Source organism: Streptomyces sp. NPDC026672 (assembly GCF_040638185.1).
GTDB lineage: Bacteria > Actinomycetota > Actinomycetes > Streptomycetales > Streptomycetaceae > Streptomyces.
Genome location: NZ_JBEZXS010000025.1, coordinates 1 through 18,028, shown reverse-complemented (window position 1 = coordinate 18,028; position 18,028 = coordinate 1). Strand labels below are relative to the sequence as shown.

The 18,028-nt window shown below is 71.1% G+C and carries 17 protein-coding genes; 13 read left to right on the top strand and 4 right to left on the bottom strand.

Annotation, left to right across the window (positions count from 1 at the left end):
- Positions 1-91 precede the first annotated feature (91 nt).
- Complete coding sequence (locus AB0F77_RS26670; RefSeq protein ID WP_361953696.1) at positions 92-1,498, top strand: FAD-linked oxidase C-terminal domain-containing protein; 1,407 nt, start codon at positions 92-94, stop codon at positions 1,496-1,498.
- A gap of 25 nt (positions 1,499-1,523) precedes the next feature.
- Here the strand turns inward: AB0F77_RS26670 and AB0F77_RS26665 are convergent, their stop codons facing one another.
- Positions 1,524-1,937 carry an SsgA family sporulation/cell division regulator gene (locus tag AB0F77_RS26665; RefSeq protein ID WP_361953693.1) on the bottom strand — a complete coding sequence of 138 codons (414 nt, stop codon included), beginning with the start codon at positions 1,935-1,937 and terminating at the stop codon, positions 1,524-1,526.
- Positions 1,938-2,180: 243 nt separating this feature from the next.
- On the opposite strand from AB0F77_RS26665, the gene AB0F77_RS26660 reads away from it, so the two are divergent.
- Positions 2,181-3,857 (top strand): RDD family protein, encoded by a 1,677-nt coding sequence (locus AB0F77_RS26660; protein ID WP_361953690.1) that lies wholly within the window; start codon positions 2,181-2,183, stop codon positions 3,855-3,857.
- A gap of 110 nt (positions 3,858-3,967) precedes the next feature.
- Positions 3,968-4,681 carry an RDD family protein gene (locus AB0F77_RS26655; RefSeq protein ID WP_361953687.1) on the top strand — a complete coding sequence of 238 codons (714 nt, stop codon included), beginning with the start codon at positions 3,968-3,970 and terminating at the stop codon, positions 4,679-4,681.
- Positions 4,682-4,790: 109 nt separating this feature from the next.
- On the opposite strand, the gene AB0F77_RS26650 is transcribed toward AB0F77_RS26655, so the two are convergent.
- Positions 4,791-5,075, bottom strand: coding sequence for a hypothetical protein (locus AB0F77_RS26650; RefSeq protein ID WP_361953684.1), 285 nt, complete (start codon positions 5,073-5,075; stop codon positions 4,791-4,793).
- 364 nt (positions 5,076-5,439) lie between these two features.
- On the opposite strand from AB0F77_RS26650, the gene AB0F77_RS26645 reads away from it, so the two are divergent.
- Complete coding sequence (locus AB0F77_RS26645; RefSeq protein WP_361953681.1) at positions 5,440-7,782, top strand: immune inhibitor A domain-containing protein; 2,343 nt, start codon at positions 5,440-5,442, stop codon at positions 7,780-7,782.
- Between the two features lie 122 nt (positions 7,783-7,904).
- Positions 7,905-8,240 (top strand): hypothetical protein, encoded by a 336-nt coding sequence (locus tag AB0F77_RS26640; protein WP_361953678.1) that lies wholly within the window; start codon positions 7,905-7,907, stop codon positions 8,238-8,240.
- Positions 8,241-8,897: 657 nt separating this feature from the next.
- Here the strand turns inward: AB0F77_RS26640 and AB0F77_RS26635 are convergent.
- Positions 8,898-9,485, bottom strand: a complete 588-nt coding sequence (locus AB0F77_RS26635; protein ID WP_361953675.1) for an isochorismatase family protein — start codon at positions 9,483-9,485, stop codon at positions 8,898-8,900.
- Positions 9,486-9,657: 172 nt separating this feature from the next.
- Positions 9,658-10,989: a nicotinate phosphoribosyltransferase gene (locus tag AB0F77_RS26630; protein WP_361953672.1), complete on the bottom strand. Its 1,332-nt coding sequence runs from the start codon at positions 10,987-10,989 to the stop codon at positions 9,658-9,660.
- Between the two features lie 58 nt (positions 10,990-11,047).
- On the opposite strand from AB0F77_RS26630, the gene clpS reads away from it, so the two are divergent.
- The 8 genes from clpS to AB0F77_RS26590 all read left to right on the top strand — a co-directional run.
- Entirely contained in the window at positions 11,048-11,365 is a 318-nt protein-coding gene (clpS, locus tag AB0F77_RS26625; RefSeq protein WP_142152253.1) for an ATP-dependent Clp protease adapter ClpS, read from the top strand.
- Positions 11,366-11,376: 11 nt separating this feature from the next.
- A complete protein-coding gene (locus tag AB0F77_RS26620) occupies positions 11,377-11,982 on the top strand; it encodes a DUF2017 domain-containing protein (protein WP_361953668.1) in 606 nt (201 codons plus the stop codon).
- A 337-nt stretch (positions 11,983-12,319) separates the two neighbouring features.
- Complete coding sequence (locus AB0F77_RS26615) at positions 12,320-13,738, top strand: amino acid permease (RefSeq protein ID WP_361953665.1); 1,419 nt, start codon at positions 12,320-12,322, stop codon at positions 13,736-13,738.
- A gap of 133 nt (positions 13,739-13,871) precedes the next feature.
- A complete protein-coding gene (locus tag AB0F77_RS26610) occupies positions 13,872-14,294 on the top strand; it encodes a M67 family metallopeptidase (protein WP_361953662.1) in 423 nt (140 codons plus the stop codon).
- A 93-nt stretch (positions 14,295-14,387) separates the two neighbouring features.
- A complete protein-coding gene (locus AB0F77_RS26605) occupies positions 14,388-14,483 on the top strand; it encodes a putative leader peptide (RefSeq protein ID WP_328363763.1) in 96 nt (31 codons plus the stop codon).
- 139 nt (positions 14,484-14,622) lie between these two features.
- A complete protein-coding gene (locus tag AB0F77_RS26600; RefSeq protein WP_361953658.1) occupies positions 14,623-14,901 on the top strand; it encodes a MoaD/ThiS family protein in 279 nt (92 codons plus the stop codon).
- A 6-nt stretch (positions 14,902-14,907) separates the two neighbouring features.
- Positions 14,908-15,858 (top strand): cysteine synthase, encoded by a 951-nt coding sequence (locus tag AB0F77_RS26595; RefSeq protein ID WP_361953655.1) that lies wholly within the window; start codon positions 14,908-14,910, stop codon positions 15,856-15,858.
- A 254-nt stretch (positions 15,859-16,112) separates the two neighbouring features.
- A partial coding sequence (locus AB0F77_RS26590; protein ID WP_361953652.1) for a putative Ig domain-containing protein occupies positions 16,113-18,028 on the top strand: 1,916 nt, incomplete at its 3' end.

Below are 18,028 nucleotides of genomic sequence, written 5' to 3'. Positions count from 1 at the left end.
CGCTCACTGTGCGTCGATATGACGACCACATCGTGACACCGCAAGGCGTGCCCCCGATGGGGTTCACACCGATGGCCCCCGGTGCGACGCTGTGATCATGAGCCGTATCGAAGCTGTACGCGACGAAACCCAGGGCAACCTGACCGACCGGCTCCTCACGGGCCTGCCGGCGGAGGCGGTCCTGACCGACCCCGACGTCACGACCTCGTACGCCAACGACATGGCGAGCTTCTGCCCGGCCGGAACCCCGGCCGTGGTCGTGCTCCCGCGCACGGTCGAACAGGTCCAGCACGTCATGCGCACCGCGACCGCCCTGCGGATCCCGGTCGTACCCCAGGGCGCCCGCACCGGACTGTCCGGCGCGGCCAACGCCTCCGAGGGCTGCATCGTGCTGTCCCTCACCAAGATGGACCGCATCCTGGAGATCAGTCCCGTCGACCGGATCGCGGTCGTCGAGCCGGGCGTCGTCAACGCCACGCTCTCCCGCGCGGTCGAGGAACACGGCCTCTACTACCCACCCGACCCCTCCAGCTGGGAGATGTGCACGATCGGCGGCAACATCGGCACCGCCTCCGGCGGGCTGTGCTGCGTCAAGTACGGGGTGACGGCCGAGTACGTGCTCGGCCTGGACGTCGTGCTCGCCGACGGCCGTCTGATGTCCACCGGCCGGCGCACGGCCAAGGGAGTGGCGGGGTACGACCTCACCCGCCTGTTCGTCGGGTCCGAGGGCTCGCTCGGCATCGTCGTGCGGGCGGTCCTCGGCCTCAGGCCCAAACCGCCGCAGCAGCTGGTGCTGGCCGCCGAGTTCGCCTCCGCGGCGGCGGCCTGCGACGCGATCTGCCGGATCATGGCCGGCGGACACGCGCCGTCCCTCCTCGAACTCATGGACCGTACGACGGTCAAGGCCGTCAACGACTTCGCGCAGATGGGACTGCCGGAGACCACGGAGGCACTGCTCCTGGCCGCCTTCGACACCCCCGACCCGGGGCCCGACCTGGCCGCCCTCGGCGCCCTGTGCGAGGCGGCCGGCGCCACCGAGGTGGTGCCCGCCGACAGCTTCGCCGAGTCCGAGCTGCTCCTCCAGGCGCGCCGGCTCTCCCTCACCGCCCTGGAGGCGGTCAAGGGCACGACGATGATCGACGACGTGTGTGTGCCCCGCTCCCGGTTGGGCGCGATGCTGGAGGGCGTCGAGCGGATCGCCGAGAAGTACCGGCTGACCATCGGGGTGTGCGCGCACGCGGGCGACGGCAACACACACCCCACCGTCTGCTTCGACGCCCAGGACCCCGACGAGTCCCGGCGGGCCCGCGAGTCCTTCGACGAGATCATGGCGCTCGGCCTGGAACTCGGCGGCACCATCACCGGTGAGCACGGGGTGGGCGTGCTGAAGAAGGAGTGGCTCGCCCGGGAGATCGGCCCGGTGGGCGTGGAGATGCAGCGGGCGGTCAAGCAGGTCTTCGACCCGCTCGGCATCCTCAACCCGGGCAAGCTGTTCTGACGTTCCGTCCGTGATCCGCCCCGGGTCACTGGGCGAGCAGCTGGTCGAGCGCGTCGTCGATGCCCAGTTGCTCGCCCTCGGACCCCGGGGGCACCACCCGCAGCGTCCGCTCCAGCCAGGCGGACACCTGGGCGGACGGCGCTTCGAGCAGGGCGTCCCCGTCGGGGGAGCTGAGGGCCATCAGGACCACGCTGCGGCCCTGCGACTTCGTCGGCCACACCCGCACGTCGCCGTGCCCGCACGGCCGGAACACCCCCTCCACCAGGAGTTCGCGGGCGAACGTCCAGTGGACCGGCTGCTCGGAGTTGATGTGGAAGGTGATGTGGACGGCGTAGGGGTCGTCGGCGCGGTAGCTCAGCCGGGCCGGGACCGGGATGCTGCGCTCGGGGGACAGGATGAGCCTGAGCTCCAGCTCACGCTCCACCACGGTGTAGTGCATGTTGTGCCGTTCCTCTCTCGGACAGGTGTACGGCCCCTGCGGATGGGCCCGTACAGAGGGAGAGCGGGTTCGGCCGCGAGCATTACGCGGGTTCCTGAAAAGTTTTTTCCCGGACCGGTGAAGGGCGTGCACGGCGTTGCCCGGAAAGGGGTGGGTCCTGCGGGACTGGCCGTGGCGGCAGCCCGGGTCTGATAGATGTGGGTGGCCCCCAGACGACCCCCGAGCAGATACGGGACGACGGACATGAGCGCCCCAACCCCGGCCCCCGGTGACGACAGGCCCCGCGAGGGCTACTACCCGGACCCGTCCATCCCCGGATACGTCCGGTACTGGAACGGTGCCGCCTGGGTGCCGGGCACCAGCCGGCCGGCGCCGAGGGACGGTGAACCGCTCGTGCCGCCGCCGGGCGCGAGTCCCGCGGTGCCCGCGGTCGAGGAGACCGGGCCGCACTTCTTCGACGAGGACCCGCAGCCGGAGCCGCAGTCCGCGTGGGGCGCCGACCGGGCCCGGCAGTCGGGCTTCGGCGGCGACCACGATCGCCGGGTGTCCTGGGGCACGGACCCGAGACTCCCGGCGGACAACCCGTCCGGGCCGCAGGGCCACTCCCCGCACACCGACGGTACGGCGACGATCCCGCCCGCGGATCCGGCCGAGGCCTCCTCCCCGAACACCTTCGTCTTCCGGCGCCCCACGGCGGGCCCGGCGGCGGACGAGGGCACGATGACCTTCCGCCGGACCCCCGACGGCACCGGGCCGGTCCCCGGCGGTTCCGCGGGACAGGGTTCAGGGCGGCCCGGTGCGCCGGGCGGTGGCGTGAGCGGTCCGGCGTCCGCCGGTTTCGGGGCTCCCGGCAATGCGCCCGCTGGAGCGGGGTCACCCGGCGCGGGTGCGGGTGCCGATGGGCAGGGTCCTGGGCGGCCCGGGGTACCGGGCGGCGCCGCGAGCGGTCCGGCGCCCGCTGGCTTCGGAGCCCCTGGCAACGCGTCCGCCGGAGCGGGGTTGCCTGCTGGTGCGGCTGTGCCGGGCGCCGGTGGTACCGGTGACGGTGCGGGGCGGGCGAGTGGGTTCGGCGGGGCCGGGGCGGCGGGAGCCGCCGAGGGCGGGCCGGGCGCCGCGGGCTTCGGCGCGCCGGGGTCCGCGGCCCCCGGAGCGGGCCGGTCCCCGGGGGCTCCCGGTGGACCCGGTGCGTCGGGGCAGGGGTCCGGGCGGGCCGGGGCCGCGGGGTTCGGGGTGCAAGGGCCTGTGGGGACGGGGGTCGCGCAGGCGGGGGGTGTGCCCGCGCAGGGTGGGTCGCCCATGGCCGCGGGGCCCGGCGGCGGGCAGTCGTCGTGGGCGCAGCAGGTGCACCGGCTGGCCGGTGGCGACGATCAGCAGGTCGCCCCCTGGAAGCCCCCGGTGGAGGACGTGTTCCAGGCCGCGGCCCGCCGCCAGGCGGCCGCCCGCCCCGCCGGCCTCGGCCGGCGCCTGGCCGCCCGCCTCGTCGACTACGTCGTCGTCGGCGCCGTCACCGCCGCCGTGGCCGTCCCCTTCACCACCCGGGCCGTCGACCACGTGCAGCGGAAGATCGACGCGGCCAAGCTCTCCGGCCGCACCGTCACCGTCTGGCTGCTCGACGGCACCACCGGCGCCTACCTCGGTGTCGTCGTCGCCGTCCTCCTCGTGGTCGGCCTCCTCTACGAGGTGCTGCCCACCGCCCGCTGGGGCCGCACCCTCGGCAAGAGGCTGTGCGGCATCGAGGTCCGGGACATCGAGGCCCACGAGCCCCCGACCTTCGGCCGGTCCCTGCGCCGCTGGCTCGTCCACACCGTCCCCGGACTCCTCGGCATCGGTGTCGTCGGCATCCTCTGGTGCCTCTTCGACCGCCCCTGGCACCAGTGCTGGCACGACAAGGCGGCCCACACCTTCGTCGCGAGCCGCTAGCGGTACGCCGGCCGCCACGCCCCCGGTACGGAGTACGGCCCACCGGAATCCGTACTCCGTACGGCCGCCCGTCGGATGCGGTGTCCCCGGGTTCGCGGTGCACTCGGGCCATGAGCACCGAACCGCCCCCGGGCTCCGGACAGCAGCCGCCCGAAGACGACCCGTTCAGGAAGCAGCCCCCGCCGGGCCCGGGGCCTGGCTCGCCGTACGACACCCCGTACGGCGGCCAGGGCGGTGAACCCCCGCCGTACGGAGGGGGCGGTGGCGCGGGCGGGCAGCCGCCCCCGCCCCACGACGGTGGCGGACAACAGCCCCCGCCCTACGGAGGCGGCGGCCCCTACGACGCCGGCGGCCACCCCGCCGACCCGCTCGCCGGCATGCCCCCGCTCGCGGACAGCGGCCGGCGCACGCTCGCCCGGATCATCGACCTCATCCTCGTCGGCATCGTCGTCTGGCTGGTCACCTGGGGCTTCGGCGTCCATGAGTACCAGGTCGACAGCGACCGCATCCAGGTCGGCAAGTCCTTCGCGCAGTCGATCGTCGCGGCCGTCCTCTACGTCGCGTACGACACCTTCCTCATCGCCAAGACCGGCCAGACCCTGGGCAAGAGATGGCTCGGCATGCGCGTGGCCAACCTCGACAACGGCGCCACGCCCTCCACCCAGACCTCACTGGTCCGCGCCCTCGTGCTGTGGATCCCGTTCGCCTTCTGCTGCGCCTGCATCTGGACCGCGATCTGCGGCGGCTGGAGCTTCTTCGACAAGCCCTACAAGCAGGGCCTGCACGACAAGGCGGCCAAGACGGTGGTGGTCAGGACGGGTTGAGCCGCCCGGCGGCGTCCGGCACGCCCGACACCCCGGACACAGGCAGCCGGCGGGTCCGTCAGTGGTACGGACCCGCCGGCTTCGGGTGTCTGCGACTCGGGGGAGAGGATCAGGGGGCGGAGGTCTCCCGCACCTGCTCGACCGCGGCGGCCACCGGCTCCCGCGGCGCCGGGACCTTCGCCGCGGCGGCGGGCCCGGGGGCCGCCGACCCGGCCGTGCGCGACTTGGGCAACGGCACCGTCATGGCGACCAGGAGCCCGAGGGCGAGGGCCGCGAGGGCGATGACCGAGATCCCCAGCCCCGAACTCGTCTGCGACAGGAGCAGCATGGCGAGCGTGGAGAAGATCACGGTGCACGAACCGTAGACGAGCTGTGCGGCAGTCGGACGAGGCATGGTTATCGTGTCCTCGGAACGTATCGGGGGTGTTCCACCATGGGACTCTCTTCGCGTGCATGCCCGAGCGGAACGGCCGGTAAGCGCGACCTCACCCACGGTACCGGTGCATGGGGGGCGCACGGAGTCATGGGGTCCGGCAAGTGAGCGGCCTCTTGCGCCTGTTGAGCGGCACGCAAGGCGTTCGTAAAGCGAACGTCCACTCCGCATAGTGCAGTTGACCTGATCAAGTCAAGGTCTGTCTTTTCTTCTAAACCTCTAGTCAAATGACGTCACTTGACTACACGCGTGGATCAGGCGCACACGGCCCCTCCATGAATCTGGACACCTTCTTCCGTGTGCGCGGCGCGGGGGAGGAACTCAAGTGACCAGTAGACGCTGGACGTTCAGGGCGGCTGCCATCGGTGTGGCGCTGGCGGCGGCCTCCGCCACGTTCGCGACCTTCGCGGTCGCCGAGGCGAGCACGGCGGCGGACCCCGCCGCGGTGAACCGGCACGACCCGCAGCCGGTGAACCAGAAGGAGCACGACTTCGACGGCCCCCTGAGCAAGACCCAGGAGGCTCAGCGCCAAGAAGCGCTCAGCCAGGTCATATCCGGCAAGGCCACGGTCAAGGACCGTGACGGTTCGAGGGTCGTTCAGCTCAAGGGCAAGAAGGGCGACAGCAAGTACGTCGAACTCGGCCGTGAGAAGACCGACAAGATCTTCACGATCCTGGTCGAGTTCGGCGACCAGGTGGACAGCCGCTACGGCGGCACGCCCGGCCCGCTGCACAACAAGATAGCCAAGCCGGACCGCAAGGTGGACAACAGCACGGACTGGCAGGCGGACTACAACCAGGCGCACTACCAGGACCTGTACTTCGGGACCGGCAAGAACACCGAGTCGCTGAAGAAGTACTACGAGAAGCAGTCCTCGGGCCGCTACTCGGTCGACGGTGAAGTGACCGACTGGGTCAAGGTCCCCTACAACGAGGCCCGTTACGGCTCCAACAAGGCCGGCGACTCCGCCGCCTGGTTCGCCGTGCAGGACGGCGTCAACGCCTGGGTCGCCCAGCGCGAGGCCGCGGGCGACACGGCGGCCGAGATCCGCACCGAGCTCGCCCAGTTCGACCAGTGGGACCGTTACGACTACGACGGCGACGGCAACTTCAACGAGCCCGACGGTTACATCGACCACTTCCAGATCGTGCACGCCGGCGAGGACGAGTCCGCGGGCGGCGGCGCGCAGGGCACCGACGCCATCTGGGCCCACCGCTGGTACGCGTTCGGCACCGACGCGGGTGCCACCGGCCCGGACAGCAACAAGCTCGGCGGCACGCAGATCGGTGACACCGGCATCTGGGTCGGCGACTACACCATCCAGCCGGAGAACGGCGGACTCGGCGTCTTCGCCCACGAGTACGGCCACGACCTCGGTCTGCCGGACGAGTACGACACCAACGGCGGTGAGAACTCCACCGGGTTCTGGACGCTGATGTCGTCCGGTTCCTGGCTGGGCACGGGCAAGGATGCCATCGGCAACCTGCCCGGCGACATGAACGCCTGGGACAAGCTCCAGCTGGGCTGGCTCAACTACGACACCGCCAAGGCCGGCGTGACGTCGTGGCACAAGCTGGGTCTGGCCGAGTACAACACCAAGCACAAGCAGGCGCTGGTGGTCACGCTGCCCGACCGGGCCGTCACCACCGAGGTGGTCACCCCGGCCCAGGGCGCGACCCAGTGGTGGAGCGGCAGCGGTGACGACCTGCGCAACACCCTGACCCGCTCGGTCGACCTCACCGGCAAGTCCTCGGCGACGCTGACCCTCGACGGCTGGTACGACATCGAGACCGACTTCGACTACCTCTACACCGAGGTGTCGACGGACGGCGGCGCCAACTGGACGGCGCTGGACGGCACGGTGGACGGCCAGGCGATCCCGCGCGACGCCAGCGGCAAGCCGGCGCTCACCGGCACGATCGACTCGTACAAGAAGCTGGCGTACTCGCTGGACGCCTACGCGGGCAAGAAGTTCGACCTCCGCTTCCGCTACCAGACCGACGGCGGTGTGGCGCAGAAGGGCTTCGCGGCCGACCAGATCACGGTGACCGCGGACGGCTCGGCGGTGTTCTCCGACAACGCGGAGAGCGCGGACCCGGCGTGGAAGGCCACGGGCTTCTCGCGCATCGGCGCGTCCTTCTCCAAGGAGTACAAGCAGTACTACATCGCCGAGAACCGCCAGTACGAGTCGTACGACAAGACCCTTGAGGTCGGCCCGTACAACTTCGGCTTCTCCAACACGCGTCCGGACTGGGTGGAGCACATCCCGTACCAGAACGGCCTGTTGATCTGGAAGTGGGACACCTCGCAGGCGGACAACAACACCGGTGACCACCCCGGTACCGGTCTGATCCTGCCGATCGACTCGCACCCGACGGCGCTGAAGTGGACCGACGGCACGCTGCTGCGCAACCGGTTCCAGGCGTACGACTCGCCGTTCACCCTGGAGCGCACGGACGCGATCACGCTGCACAAGGCGGGTGTCGCGGTGCGGGTGCCGTCGCAGAAGGGGGTCTCGGTCTTCAACGACCGGACCAACACCTACTACGACGCGTCGAACCCGGCCGGCGGTGTCAAGATCACTGACACCAACACCAAGATCAAGATCGAGAAGGAGGCCAAGGACGGCTCGACGATCGAGCTGGAAGTTGGCCCCGCGGTGAAGTAGTCCGCGTTTTAGCAGGTCAGAAGCGTATCGGCGGTGACCCCCTTGGCGGGTCGCCGCCGATCGTGTTTAGGTGCGTCCTGTGACTCTCTTATTGACACCGGTACGCACGGGGGTGTGACTGCATGGCCGCAGGAGGTTTCTGCAAGCTGCCGAACGGCACGGTGGTGGTGGCGCTGAACCTGCCCAGCCCCGCCGCCGACGGTTCGTGCGGCGTGCGGGTGCTCGTACACGCCCAGAACCGGGCGCGCGCCCTGACCAGGCTGCGCAATCTCGGCATGCGGGCGATCTATCTGCGGGGCAACGCCGCTCCGCCGACGCCGGACGAGATCACGGCGGTCCTCCACCACCCGGACGGCCTGCTCTGGCGCACGACCCCGGACAACGGTGTCATCCCCCTGACCCCAGAACTCTGGCACCCGATCAGAGCCCTCCTACGCCGCCCGACCCCCCAACCCTGACCACCCCCCTCCGGGGGCCCAGCACCACCCGAACCCCACCCGAACCAGCGACGCCCCCGGCCGACGAGCCGCCCCCTCCTCTGCCGCACCGACGCTCAGCAGAGCCGGCGGAGACCGACGGAGCCGGAGGAACGTGCGTGGCGTCGGGGTCTCGGACGGGGAGGGTTCACCCGCCCCTCTTCCCCGCCGCAACGGCGCCCGGCCGAGACCGGCCGGGACCGGCGGTGCCGGAGGGGCGTAGGTGGGGGTGGGGGCCTTTTGACGGGTGCCGTGTCTTCCGGCCCGCCCCCTCCTCTGCCGCAGCGGCGCCTGGCCGAGGTGGCGGGGGTCGGCGGCGCTGGAGCGGCGTAGGTGGGGGTGGGGGCCTTTCGACGGGTCCCATGTCCGTCGGGCCGGGATCGGTGGTGGGGAGCCTTTCGGCGGGTGCCGTGTCCTCCCGCCCGCCCGCTTCTCCGCCGCACCGGCGCTCAGCCGAGACGGCGGAGACCGGCGGTGCCGGAGGGGTGTGTGTGGCGGTGGGTTTCGGACGGGACGGGTTCGCCCGCCCCTCTTCCCCGCCGCAGCGGCGCCCGGCCGAGGTGGCGGGGGTCGGCGGTGGTGGAGGGGGCGGGGTGGGTTGTTCGGTCGCCGGGCCTCTCCGCCGGAGGCGTGGGTGGGTCAGGTCACTACCGGTTTGCCGGTCAGTTCGGCTCCGGATTCCCGGAGGTCTTCCAGGGCGCGGTCCGTCGTGTCCCGGGACACGCCCGCCGTGAGGTCGAGCAGGACGCGCGTGCGGAAGCCCTCCTTCAGCGCGTCCAGGGCCGTGGCCCGCACGCAGTGGTCCGTCGCGATGCCGACCACGTCGACCTCCTCGACCTCCCGCGCCCGCAGCCAGTCCCCGAGCTTGGTCCCGTTCTCGTCCGCCCCCTCGAACCCGCTGTACGCCGCCGCGTACGCCCCCTTGTCGAACACGGCGTCGATCGCGCCGGAGGCGACCGCGGGCGCGAAGTTGGGATGGAACCCCACCCCCTCCGTCCCCGCGACACAGTGCGCGGGCCAGGAGCGGACGTAGTCCGGGTTGTCGGCGAAGTGGCCCCCGGGTGCGATGTGGTGGTCCCGCGTCGCCACCACGTGCCGGTACCCGGCCGGGGCCTGGCCGATCAGCTCGGTGATGGCGGCGGCCACATCGGCACCCCCGGCCACCGCGAGACTGCCCCCCTCGCAGAAGTCGTTCTGCACGTCTACGACGATCAAGGCGCGGCGCATGGTCGGTGTCCTTCTCTGAGTGAAGTAACGAGCCTAGAGAATCCGACGCCCTTCCGGGAGGGGGCATGACCCGGCACGCGCCCCGAAGAGGCGCGGGGAACCGCGCGACCGGCCGCGACGCGCCCGCGGCCGAAGGACGGCACCGGCACGTCACGGCCGACCCGGCGGAGCCTCAGCGCACGTACTCCGTCGGAATGACCGGTTCGCCCCGCGACAGCTGGGTCGCGGACAGCGGCAGATTCGCCCGCGCGGCCGCGTGCCGGTCCCGCGCGACGTCCAGCGGCTCCCGCGCCACGACCTCGCCGCCCTTGACGAGCTGCACGAGCAGCTGCCGGTCCACGAGCTCGGCGGGCACCGCCCCGGTGCCCACGACCTCGGCCTCCGCCACCCCGTCCTCGTCCAGCCGCCGCGCCGCCCACTTGCGCCCGCCCACGGACGTCTTGCCGCCCGTGGACCGCTTCGCCACCGGCACCAGCGGCTCCTTCGGATCGGCGGACTCGGCGCGGGCGACCAGCTTGTAGACCATGGAGCAGGTGGGGTGCCCGGACCCGGTCACCAGCTGGGTGCCGACGCCGTACGCGTCCACGGGCGCCGCCGCCAGCGAGGCGATGGCGTACTCGTCGAGGTCCGAGGTGACGACGATCCGCGTGTCGACCGCGCCCAGCTCGTCGAGCTGCTGCCGCACCCGGTGCGCGACGAGCAGCAGGTCCCCGGAGTCGATGCGCACGGCGCCCAGCTCGGGCCCGGCCACCTCGACGGCCGTACGGACGGCCTCGGCGACGTCGTACGTGTCCACCAGCAGCGTGGTGCCCCGGCCCAGGGAGTCGACCTGGGCGCGGAAGGCGTCGCGCTCGTGGTCGTGCAGGAGAGTGAAGGCGTGGGCGGAGGTGCCCACGGTGGGGATGCCGTAGCGGAAGCCCGCCGCCAGGTCGGAGGTGGTCGCGAAGCCGCCGACGTACGCGGCGCGCGAGGCCGCGACGGCCGCCAGCTCGTGGGTGCGGCGGGCGCCCATCTCGATCAGCGGCCGGTCGCCGGCGGCCGAGGACATCCGGGAGGCCGCCGCCGCGATGGCCGAGTCGTGGTTGAGGATCGACAGGATCACGGTCTCCAGGAGCACGCACTCGGCGAACGAGCCCTCGACCCGCATGATCGGCGAGCCCGGGAAGTACACCTCGCCCTCCGGATAGCCCCAGACGTCACCGCGGAAGCGGTATCCGGCCAGCCATTCGAGGGTCTCCCCGTCGACGATCCCGCGCTCCCGCAGGAAGCCGAGGACGGGCGGGTCGAAGCGGAAGTTCTCGACCGCGTCCAGCACCCGCCCGGTGCCCGCCACGACGCCGTAGCGGCGCCCGTGGGGCAGTCGCCTGGTGAAGACCTCGAACACGCTGCGCCGCTCGGCGGTGCCCGCCCTGAGCGCTGCCTGCAGCATCGTCAGCTCGTACTGGTCCGTGAAGAGCGCCGTGGAGGGCACGTCCACCGGCAGCCCAAGGTCCGCTGTGTTCATGGCAACGGATGCTACACCCCTTCGCGTCAGTGTGACGATTTATGGGCCCCGTGGCAGCATGGGCCATGTGACGTCACCCGCTCCCGTAGAGATCGAACGCACCGAATCGGCGGAGGAGGTCTTCGCCGTCCCCGAGCCCGACGTCCCCTGGGTCACGATCGTCCACAACGACCCGGTCAACCTCATGAGCTATGTGACCTACGTCTTCCAGACATACTTCGGTTACAGCAAGGACAAGGCCACCAAGCTCATGCTCGACGTCCACCACAAGGGCCGGGCGGTCGTCTCCAGCGGCAGTCGCGAGGAGATGGAGCGCGACGTGCAGGCGATGCACGGCTACGGTCTGTGGGCCACCCTCCAGCAGGACCGGAAGTAGCGACCGACTTCATGCCAGGCACCTTCGAACCGCTCCCCGGCGGCGGCGCGGCCGTCGCCCTCGACGACGTCGAGATCTCGATCATCAGGTCGCTGGCCGTCCAGCTCCTCGAACTGATCGGCCCCGGCCCGGGCGGGGACGCCCCCGACGACCCGCTCGCCGAGCTGTTCGCCGAGGGCCCGAGCGAACCGCCCGCCGACCCCGTGCTGCGCCGGCTGTTCCCGGACGCGTACGGCGACCCCGAGCGGGCCCCCGACTCGCCCAAGGACGCCGAGGAGCGGCTGGCCCGGTCCGCCGAGTTCCGCCGCTACACCGAGAACGACCTGCGGGCCGGCAAGCGGGACAACGCCCTCGCGGTGGTCCGCAGCCTGAACGCGCTGGCGCCTGTGGACGAGGGCGGCGCGGTCCTCAAGCTCTCCGTGGGGGAGTCCCGGCAGTGGCTGGGCGCGCTCAACGACCTGCGCCTGGCGATCGGCTCCCGGCTGGAGATCACCGACGAGGACGACACCGATCTGCTCTACCGGCTGCCGGACGAGGACCCGCGCAAGCCGATGGTGATGGCCTACCTCTGGCTCGGCGGACTCCAGGAGACCCTGGTCACCACGTTGATGCCCTGACGTCCCGATCCGTCCCGATCAATCCCGGTTTCGCGTTCGCTCAGAGGACGCTCAAATCCGGATAACGATCGCGTCACCACGGCGGGCCCGTCCGTCATCTTGAGTTCGAATTTGTCCGGTTCTTCCTGTGGTATGCCTCACAGGCGGCACCTGTGATCATCGTTGCGGCCGTGATAGATCTTCACGACCGCCCGGCGGACACCACCCATGTCCCGCCGGGTGCGCCACCGAGCCGGCGACCGCCGGCCAGGCACAGCTCCAGTCAATCCGGGGGGATCGAAACCCGATCCGAGGCCGACGAAAGGCCCGGGTCGGCATGGAGAAAGGCGCACATCACATGGCCTCCACGAAGGTCACCGAAGCCCCCGAAGAGGGGTACGAGCGCGGGCTCGGAAGCCGCCAGGTCCAGATGATCGCGATCGGCGGCGCCATCGGTGTCGGACTGTTCCTGGGAGCCGGCGCGAACATCGCCAAGGCCGGACCCAGCCTGATCCTCATGTACGCCCTCGCGGGTGTGATCATCTTCTTCATCATGCGGGCGCTCGGCGAGCTGCTCCTGTACCGCCCCGTCTCGGGCTCCTTCGCGGAGTACTCGCGCGAGTTCCTCGGCCCGTTCTTCGGCTACTTCACCGGCTGGACGTACTGGCTGATGTGGGTGGTCACCGGCATGGCCGAGCTGACCGCCGCCGCGATCTACGTGCACTACTGGTTCCCGGCCGTCCCGCAGTGGGTGACCGCGCTGGTCTTCCTGGTCGTCCTCTTCGTCGCCAACCTGATCTCGGTCAAACTCTTCGGCGAGATCGAGTTCTGGTTCTCCATGGTCAAGGTCACCGCGCTCGTCGGCATGATCGTGATCGGTCTCGGTGTGCTCACCTTCGGCTTCAGCGCCGCGGGGGACACCGCCACGGTCTCCAACCTCTGGCAGTTCGACGGCTTCTTCCCCAAGGGCGTCGGCTCCTCCCTGATGACCCTCCAGGGCGTCATGTTCGCCTACCTCGCCGTCGAGCTGGTCGGTGTCACCGCGGGCGAGTCCCAGAACCCGGAGAAGACCCTCCCGAAGGCGATCAACACCCTGCCCTGGCGCATCGCGCTCTTCTACGTCGGTGCCCTCACCGTCATCCTGTGCGTGGTGAAGTGGACCGAGTTCGCGGAGGGGGTCAGCCCCTTCGTGAAGGCGTTCGCCATGATCGGCATTCCGGCCGGCGCCGGCATCGTCAACTTCGTCGTCCTCACCGCGGCCCTGTCGTCCTGCAACTCGGGCATGTACTCCACGGGCCGCATGCTGCGCACCCTCGCGGACAGCGGCGAGGCGCCCCGGGCGTTCAGCCGGCTGTCCGCCACCAGGACCCCCGCGCTCGGCATCACCGTCTCCGTCGCGTTCATGGGCATCGGCGTCGTCCTCAACTACGTCGTCCCGGAGAAGGCGTTCGGCTACGTCACCTCCGTGGCCACCGCGGCCGGAATCTGGACCTGGCTGATGATTCTCATCAGTCATGTCCTGTACCGTCGAGCGGTCGCCGCGGGACGGCTGCCCGCGTCGTCGTTCCCGGCACCGGGCGGTGCGGTGTGCTCGTACATCGCGATCGTTTTCCTGCTCTTCGTCACCGGCCTGATCGCCTACGACGCGGACTCCCGGGTCTGCCTGTACGTGATGGCGGGCTGGGCGGTCGCGCTCGGCATCGGCTGGCTGGTCCTCAGGAGCCGTGCTCCCGAGGTCACCGGCCGGCCCGAGCCGGAGCTGGAGCAGGTGGGCTGACCACCATCACGGACGTCCGGCCGCAGCGGGTACTCGTGGCACTCTCTGCGGCCGCCGCTCAGGACGTCCGGCATCCGGGCCACCCCGTACCGCCCATCGGTACGGGGTGGCCCCTCTGTTTATCCTGACCGGCATGCTGACCATCACCCAGGAGCTGTACGACCGGATCGTCGCCCACGCGCGGCAGGACCACCCCGACGAGGCGTGCGGCGTGGTCGCCGGGCCCGTGGGCTCCGGGCGCCCCGAGCGCTTCGTCCCCATGCTCAACGCGGCCCGCTCGCCCACGTTCTACGAGTTCGACTCCCAGGACCTCCTCAAGCTCTACCGCGAGTTGGACGACCGCGACGAGGAGCCGGTGATCATCTACCACTCGCACACGGCGACCGAGGCGTACCCCTCGCGCACCGACATCTCCTACGCCAACGAGCCGGGTGCCCATTACGTTCTGGTCTCCACCGCGGACACCGACGACGCCGGCCCCTTCCAGTTCCGCTCCTACCGCATCCTGGACGGCGAGGTGGCCGAGGAGGACGTCAAGGTCGTCACCGCGTACTGACCCGGCCCGAGCCGTCTTGACCGGTGGGCGGGATGCGTCCGGGATGTGGGATCACACTCGGGGAGGCGGGAGGGGAATCGATACGATGAGGACATGGTTTTCCACGACGTGAGCGAGAAGACGCCGGGCACGCTGCTCGTGGCGCGGCTGCACGTCGACCTGTGCAGGCTGGCCAGCGCCATCTGTTGACGCCGACACCCGCCCGCCGTACGGCCGTGGGCCGCGGCGCGTCCGACCGCGTACCACCCGGCGCCGCGCGCCTCCCGAGCTTCCGACCCGTCCACGTCGGGGCACCGACCCCGATCACTTCCGACAGGAGCCCGTCACCATGGCCATCGAGGTCCGCATCCCCACCATCCTCCGCCAGTACACCGACGGTCAGAAGGCCGTCGAGGGCACCGGGGACACCCTCGCCGAGCTGTTCACCGACCTCGAGACCCGGCACACGGGCATCCAGGCCCGCATCGTGGACGACGGCAAGCTGCGCCGCTTCGTCAACGTCTACCTGAACGACGAGGACGTCCGCTTCCTCGACAACATCACCACCAAGCTCAGCGACGGCGACACCGTGACGATCCTGCCCGCCGTCGCGGGCGGCATGGCCTGATCACCGATGCGCTACGACTCCCCGCTGGCCGCGGTGGGCAACACCCCCCTGGTGCGCCTGCCGCGGCTGTCGCCGTCCGCCGACGTCCGGATCTGGGCGAAGCTGGAGGACCGCAACCCCACCGGCTCGGTCAAGGACCGCCCCGCGCTGCACATGGTCGAGCAGGCGGAGAAGGACGGCCGCCTCACCCCGGGCTGCACCATCCTCGAACCGACCTCGGGCAACACCGGCATCTCCCTGGCCATGGCAGCCAAGCTCAAGGGCTACCGCATGGTGTGCGTCATGCCGGAGAACACCTCGCAGGAGCGCCGGGACCTGCTCGGCATGTGGGGCGCCGAGATCATCTCCTCCCCGGCCGCGGGCGGCTCCAACACCGCGGTCCGGGTGGCCAAGGAACTGGCCGCCGAGCACCCCGACTGGGTGATGCTCTACCAGTACGGCAACCCGGATAACGCGGGTGCCCACTACGCGACGACGGGTCCGGAGATCCTCGCCGACCTGCCGTCGGTCACGCACTTCGTGGCCGGGCTCGGCACCACCGGCACCCTCATGGGCGTCGGCCGCTATCTGCGCGAGCACAAGCCGGACGTGCGGATCGTCGCCGCCGAACCGCGCTACGACGACCTGGTCTACGGCCTGCGCAACCTCGACGAGGGCTTCGTGCCGGAGCTGTACGACGCCTCCGTCCTCACCACCCGCTTCTCGGTCGGCTCGGCCGACGCGGTCGCCCGCACCCGTGAACTCCTCCAGCAGGAGGGCATCTTCGCGGGTGTCTCCACCGGCGCCGCACTGCACGCCGCGATCGGTGTGGGACGCAAGGCGGTGACCGCCGGTGAGAGCGCCGACATCGTCTTCGTCGTGGCCGACGGCGGCTGGAAGTACCTCTCGACGGGCGTCTACACGGCAGCCACGACGGAGGAGGCCATCGAGACCCTCCACGGCCAGCTCTGGGCCTAGATCGTTCCAACTACTGCTCATCTACGCGTCAGCCCCCTCCTACGAGGGGGCTAAACGCTGCTCATGGAGCGGCAAAGAACTCCGTCCGGAGGATTGGCGGGGGGTGCGCCGCGGTTAGGTTCTGCACCGTCCTGTCATGCCACGCTCATCGGCATCGCAGGGTGTTCTCAATGTCATGCTCATGACTGCGCACTCTGCCGCCGCTACGCGCGTCACGGGCCTGCCCGGTCACCCACCGATGGAGGCAGCACCCCATGCGTGAACCACGTCCGAGCGAGCGGAGACGGAGCCTGCGCCGGCTCCTCTCCGTCGCCGTGCCCGCCCTCGCCCTGACCGTCGCCGGACTCCTCGCCGCCCCCGCGGCCGGCGCCCGGCCGGCGGACCCGGCGACCGCGGCCCGGACCGCCCCCGCCGCCGCACACACGACCCCCGCCGCCCAGAACGCGAAGGCCCTGACCGACCCCGGGCGGCAGTCCTTCCGCTCCACCGGCACCGCCGGGCAGAAGGTGCCCACCGAGCACCTGTGCGCCGCCGCTGGACCCGGCCGGGCCACCTGCTTCGCCCAGCGCCGCACCGACATCCGGCAGAGCCTGTCCGCCGCCCTCGCCGCCGCGCCCTCCGGCCTCAGCCCGGCCAACCTGCACAGCGCCTACAACCTGCCCTCGACCGGCGGCTCCGGTCTGACCGTCGCCATCGTCGACGCGTACAACGACCCCAACGCCGAAGCGGACCTCGCCACTTACCGCTCCACGTACGGGCTGTCCGCCTGCACCAAGGCCAACGGCTGCTTCAAGCAGGTCAGCCAGACCGGCTCCACCACCTCGCTGCCCGCCAACAACTCCGACTGGGCGGGCGAGGAGGCGCTCGACATCGACATGGTCAGCGCGGTCTGCCCGAACTGCCGCATCGTCCTCGTCGAGGCGAATTCCGCGAACGACACCGACCTCGGCACCGCCGAGAACGAGGCCGTCGCCCTCGGCGCCAAGGTCGTCTCCAACAGCTGGGGCGGCTCCGAGGCGTCGAACCAGACCACCGAGGACACCCAGTACTTCAAGCACCCCGGCGTCGCCATCACCGTCTCCTCCGGCGACGAGGCCTACGGCGCCGAGTACCCGGCGACCTCCCAGTACGTGACCGCCGTCGGCGGCACCGCCCTCACCGCCGCGTCCAACTCCCGCGGCTGGAACGAGACGGTCTGGAAGACCAACAGCACCGAAGGCACCGGCTCCGGCTGCTCCGCGTACGACCCGAAGCCGACCTGGCAGACCGACACCGGCTGCTCCCGGCGCATGGAGGCCGACGTCGCCGCGGTCGCCGACCCGGCCACCGGCGTCGCGGTCTACGACACCTACGGCGGCTCCGGCTGGGCCGTCTACGGCGGCACCAGCGCCGCCGCCCCGATCGTCGCCGGCGTCTATGCCCTCGCGGGCACCCCGGGCGCGTCCGACTACCCGGCGAAGTACCCCTACTCCCACACCGCCAACCTGTACGACGTCACCAGCGGCAACAACGGCACCTGCTCGACCTCGTACTTCTGCACCGCCCGCGCCGGCTACGACGGCCCGACCGGCTGGGGCACCCCGAACGGCACCGCCGCCTTCAGCGCCGGCACCGGCGGCGGCAGCACCGTGACCGTCACCAACCCGGGCAGCCAGTCCACCGCGACGGGCGGCGCGGCCAGCCTCCAGATCCACGCGAGCGACAGCGCGGGCGCGAGCCTCACCTACACCGCCGCCGGACTGCCGCCCGGCCTGTCGATCAACGCCTCCACGGGCCTGATCTCCGGCACCGCCACCACCGCCGGCACCTACAACGTGACCGTCTCCGCGACCGACTCCACCGGTGCCTCCGGCGCGGCCTCCTTCACCTGGACCGTCGGCACCTCGGGTGGCACCTGCACTTCTGCGCAGCTGCTCGGCAACCCGGGCTTCGAGTCCGGTGCCACGGTGTGGAGTGCGAGCACCGGTGTCATCACGAACGACACCGGTCAGGCGGCGCACGGCGGTTCGTACAAGGCGTGGCTCGACGGCTACGGTTCGGCGCACACGGACACGCTGTCCCAGTCGGTGGCGGTTCCGGCCGGCTGCCGGGCCACCCTCACCTTCTATCTGCACGTCGACTCCGACGAGACCACCACCTCTTCGCAGTACGACAAGCTGACGGTGACGGC

Excerpts from the sequence above, each read along its gene's own strand:
- AB0F77_RS26665 (WP_361953693.1), bottom strand. The coding sequence starts at position 1,937 with ATGCACTACACCGTGGTGGAGCGTGAGCTGGAGCTCAGGCTCATCCTG.
- AB0F77_RS26660 (WP_361953690.1), top strand. The coding sequence starts at position 2,181 with ATGAGCGCCCCAACCCCGGCCCCCGGTGACGACAGGCCCCGCGAGGGC.
- AB0F77_RS26655 (WP_361953687.1), top strand. The coding sequence starts at position 3,968 with ATGAGCACCGAACCGCCCCCGGGCTCCGGACAGCAGCCGCCCGAAGAC.
- AB0F77_RS26650 (WP_361953684.1), bottom strand. The coding sequence starts at position 5,075 with ATGCCTCGTCCGACTGCCGCACAGCTCGTCTACGGTTCGTGCACCGTG.
- AB0F77_RS26640 (WP_361953678.1), top strand. The coding sequence starts at position 7,905 with ATGGCCGCAGGAGGTTTCTGCAAGCTGCCGAACGGCACGGTGGTGGTG.
- AB0F77_RS26635 (WP_361953675.1), bottom strand. The coding sequence starts at position 9,485 with ATGCGCCGCGCCTTGATCGTCGTAGACGTGCAGAACGACTTCTGCGAG.
- AB0F77_RS26630 (WP_361953672.1), bottom strand. The coding sequence starts at position 10,989 with ATGAACACAGCGGACCTTGGGCTGCCGGTGGACGTGCCCTCCACGGCG.
- clpS (WP_142152253.1), top strand. The coding sequence starts at position 11,048 with ATGGGCCATGTGACGTCACCCGCTCCCGTAGAGATCGAACGCACCGAA.
- AB0F77_RS26620 (WP_361953668.1), top strand. The coding sequence starts at position 11,377 with ATGCCAGGCACCTTCGAACCGCTCCCCGGCGGCGGCGCGGCCGTCGCC.
- AB0F77_RS26615 (WP_361953665.1), top strand. The coding sequence starts at position 12,320 with ATGGCCTCCACGAAGGTCACCGAAGCCCCCGAAGAGGGGTACGAGCGC.
- AB0F77_RS26610 (WP_361953662.1), top strand. The coding sequence starts at position 13,872 with ATGCTGACCATCACCCAGGAGCTGTACGACCGGATCGTCGCCCACGCG.
- AB0F77_RS26605 (WP_328363763.1), top strand. The coding sequence starts at position 14,388 with ATGGTTTTCCACGACGTGAGCGAGAAGACGCCGGGCACGCTGCTCGTG.
- AB0F77_RS26600 (WP_361953658.1), top strand. The coding sequence starts at position 14,623 with ATGGCCATCGAGGTCCGCATCCCCACCATCCTCCGCCAGTACACCGAC.
- AB0F77_RS26595 (WP_361953655.1), top strand. The coding sequence starts at position 14,908 with ATGCGCTACGACTCCCCGCTGGCCGCGGTGGGCAACACCCCCCTGGTG.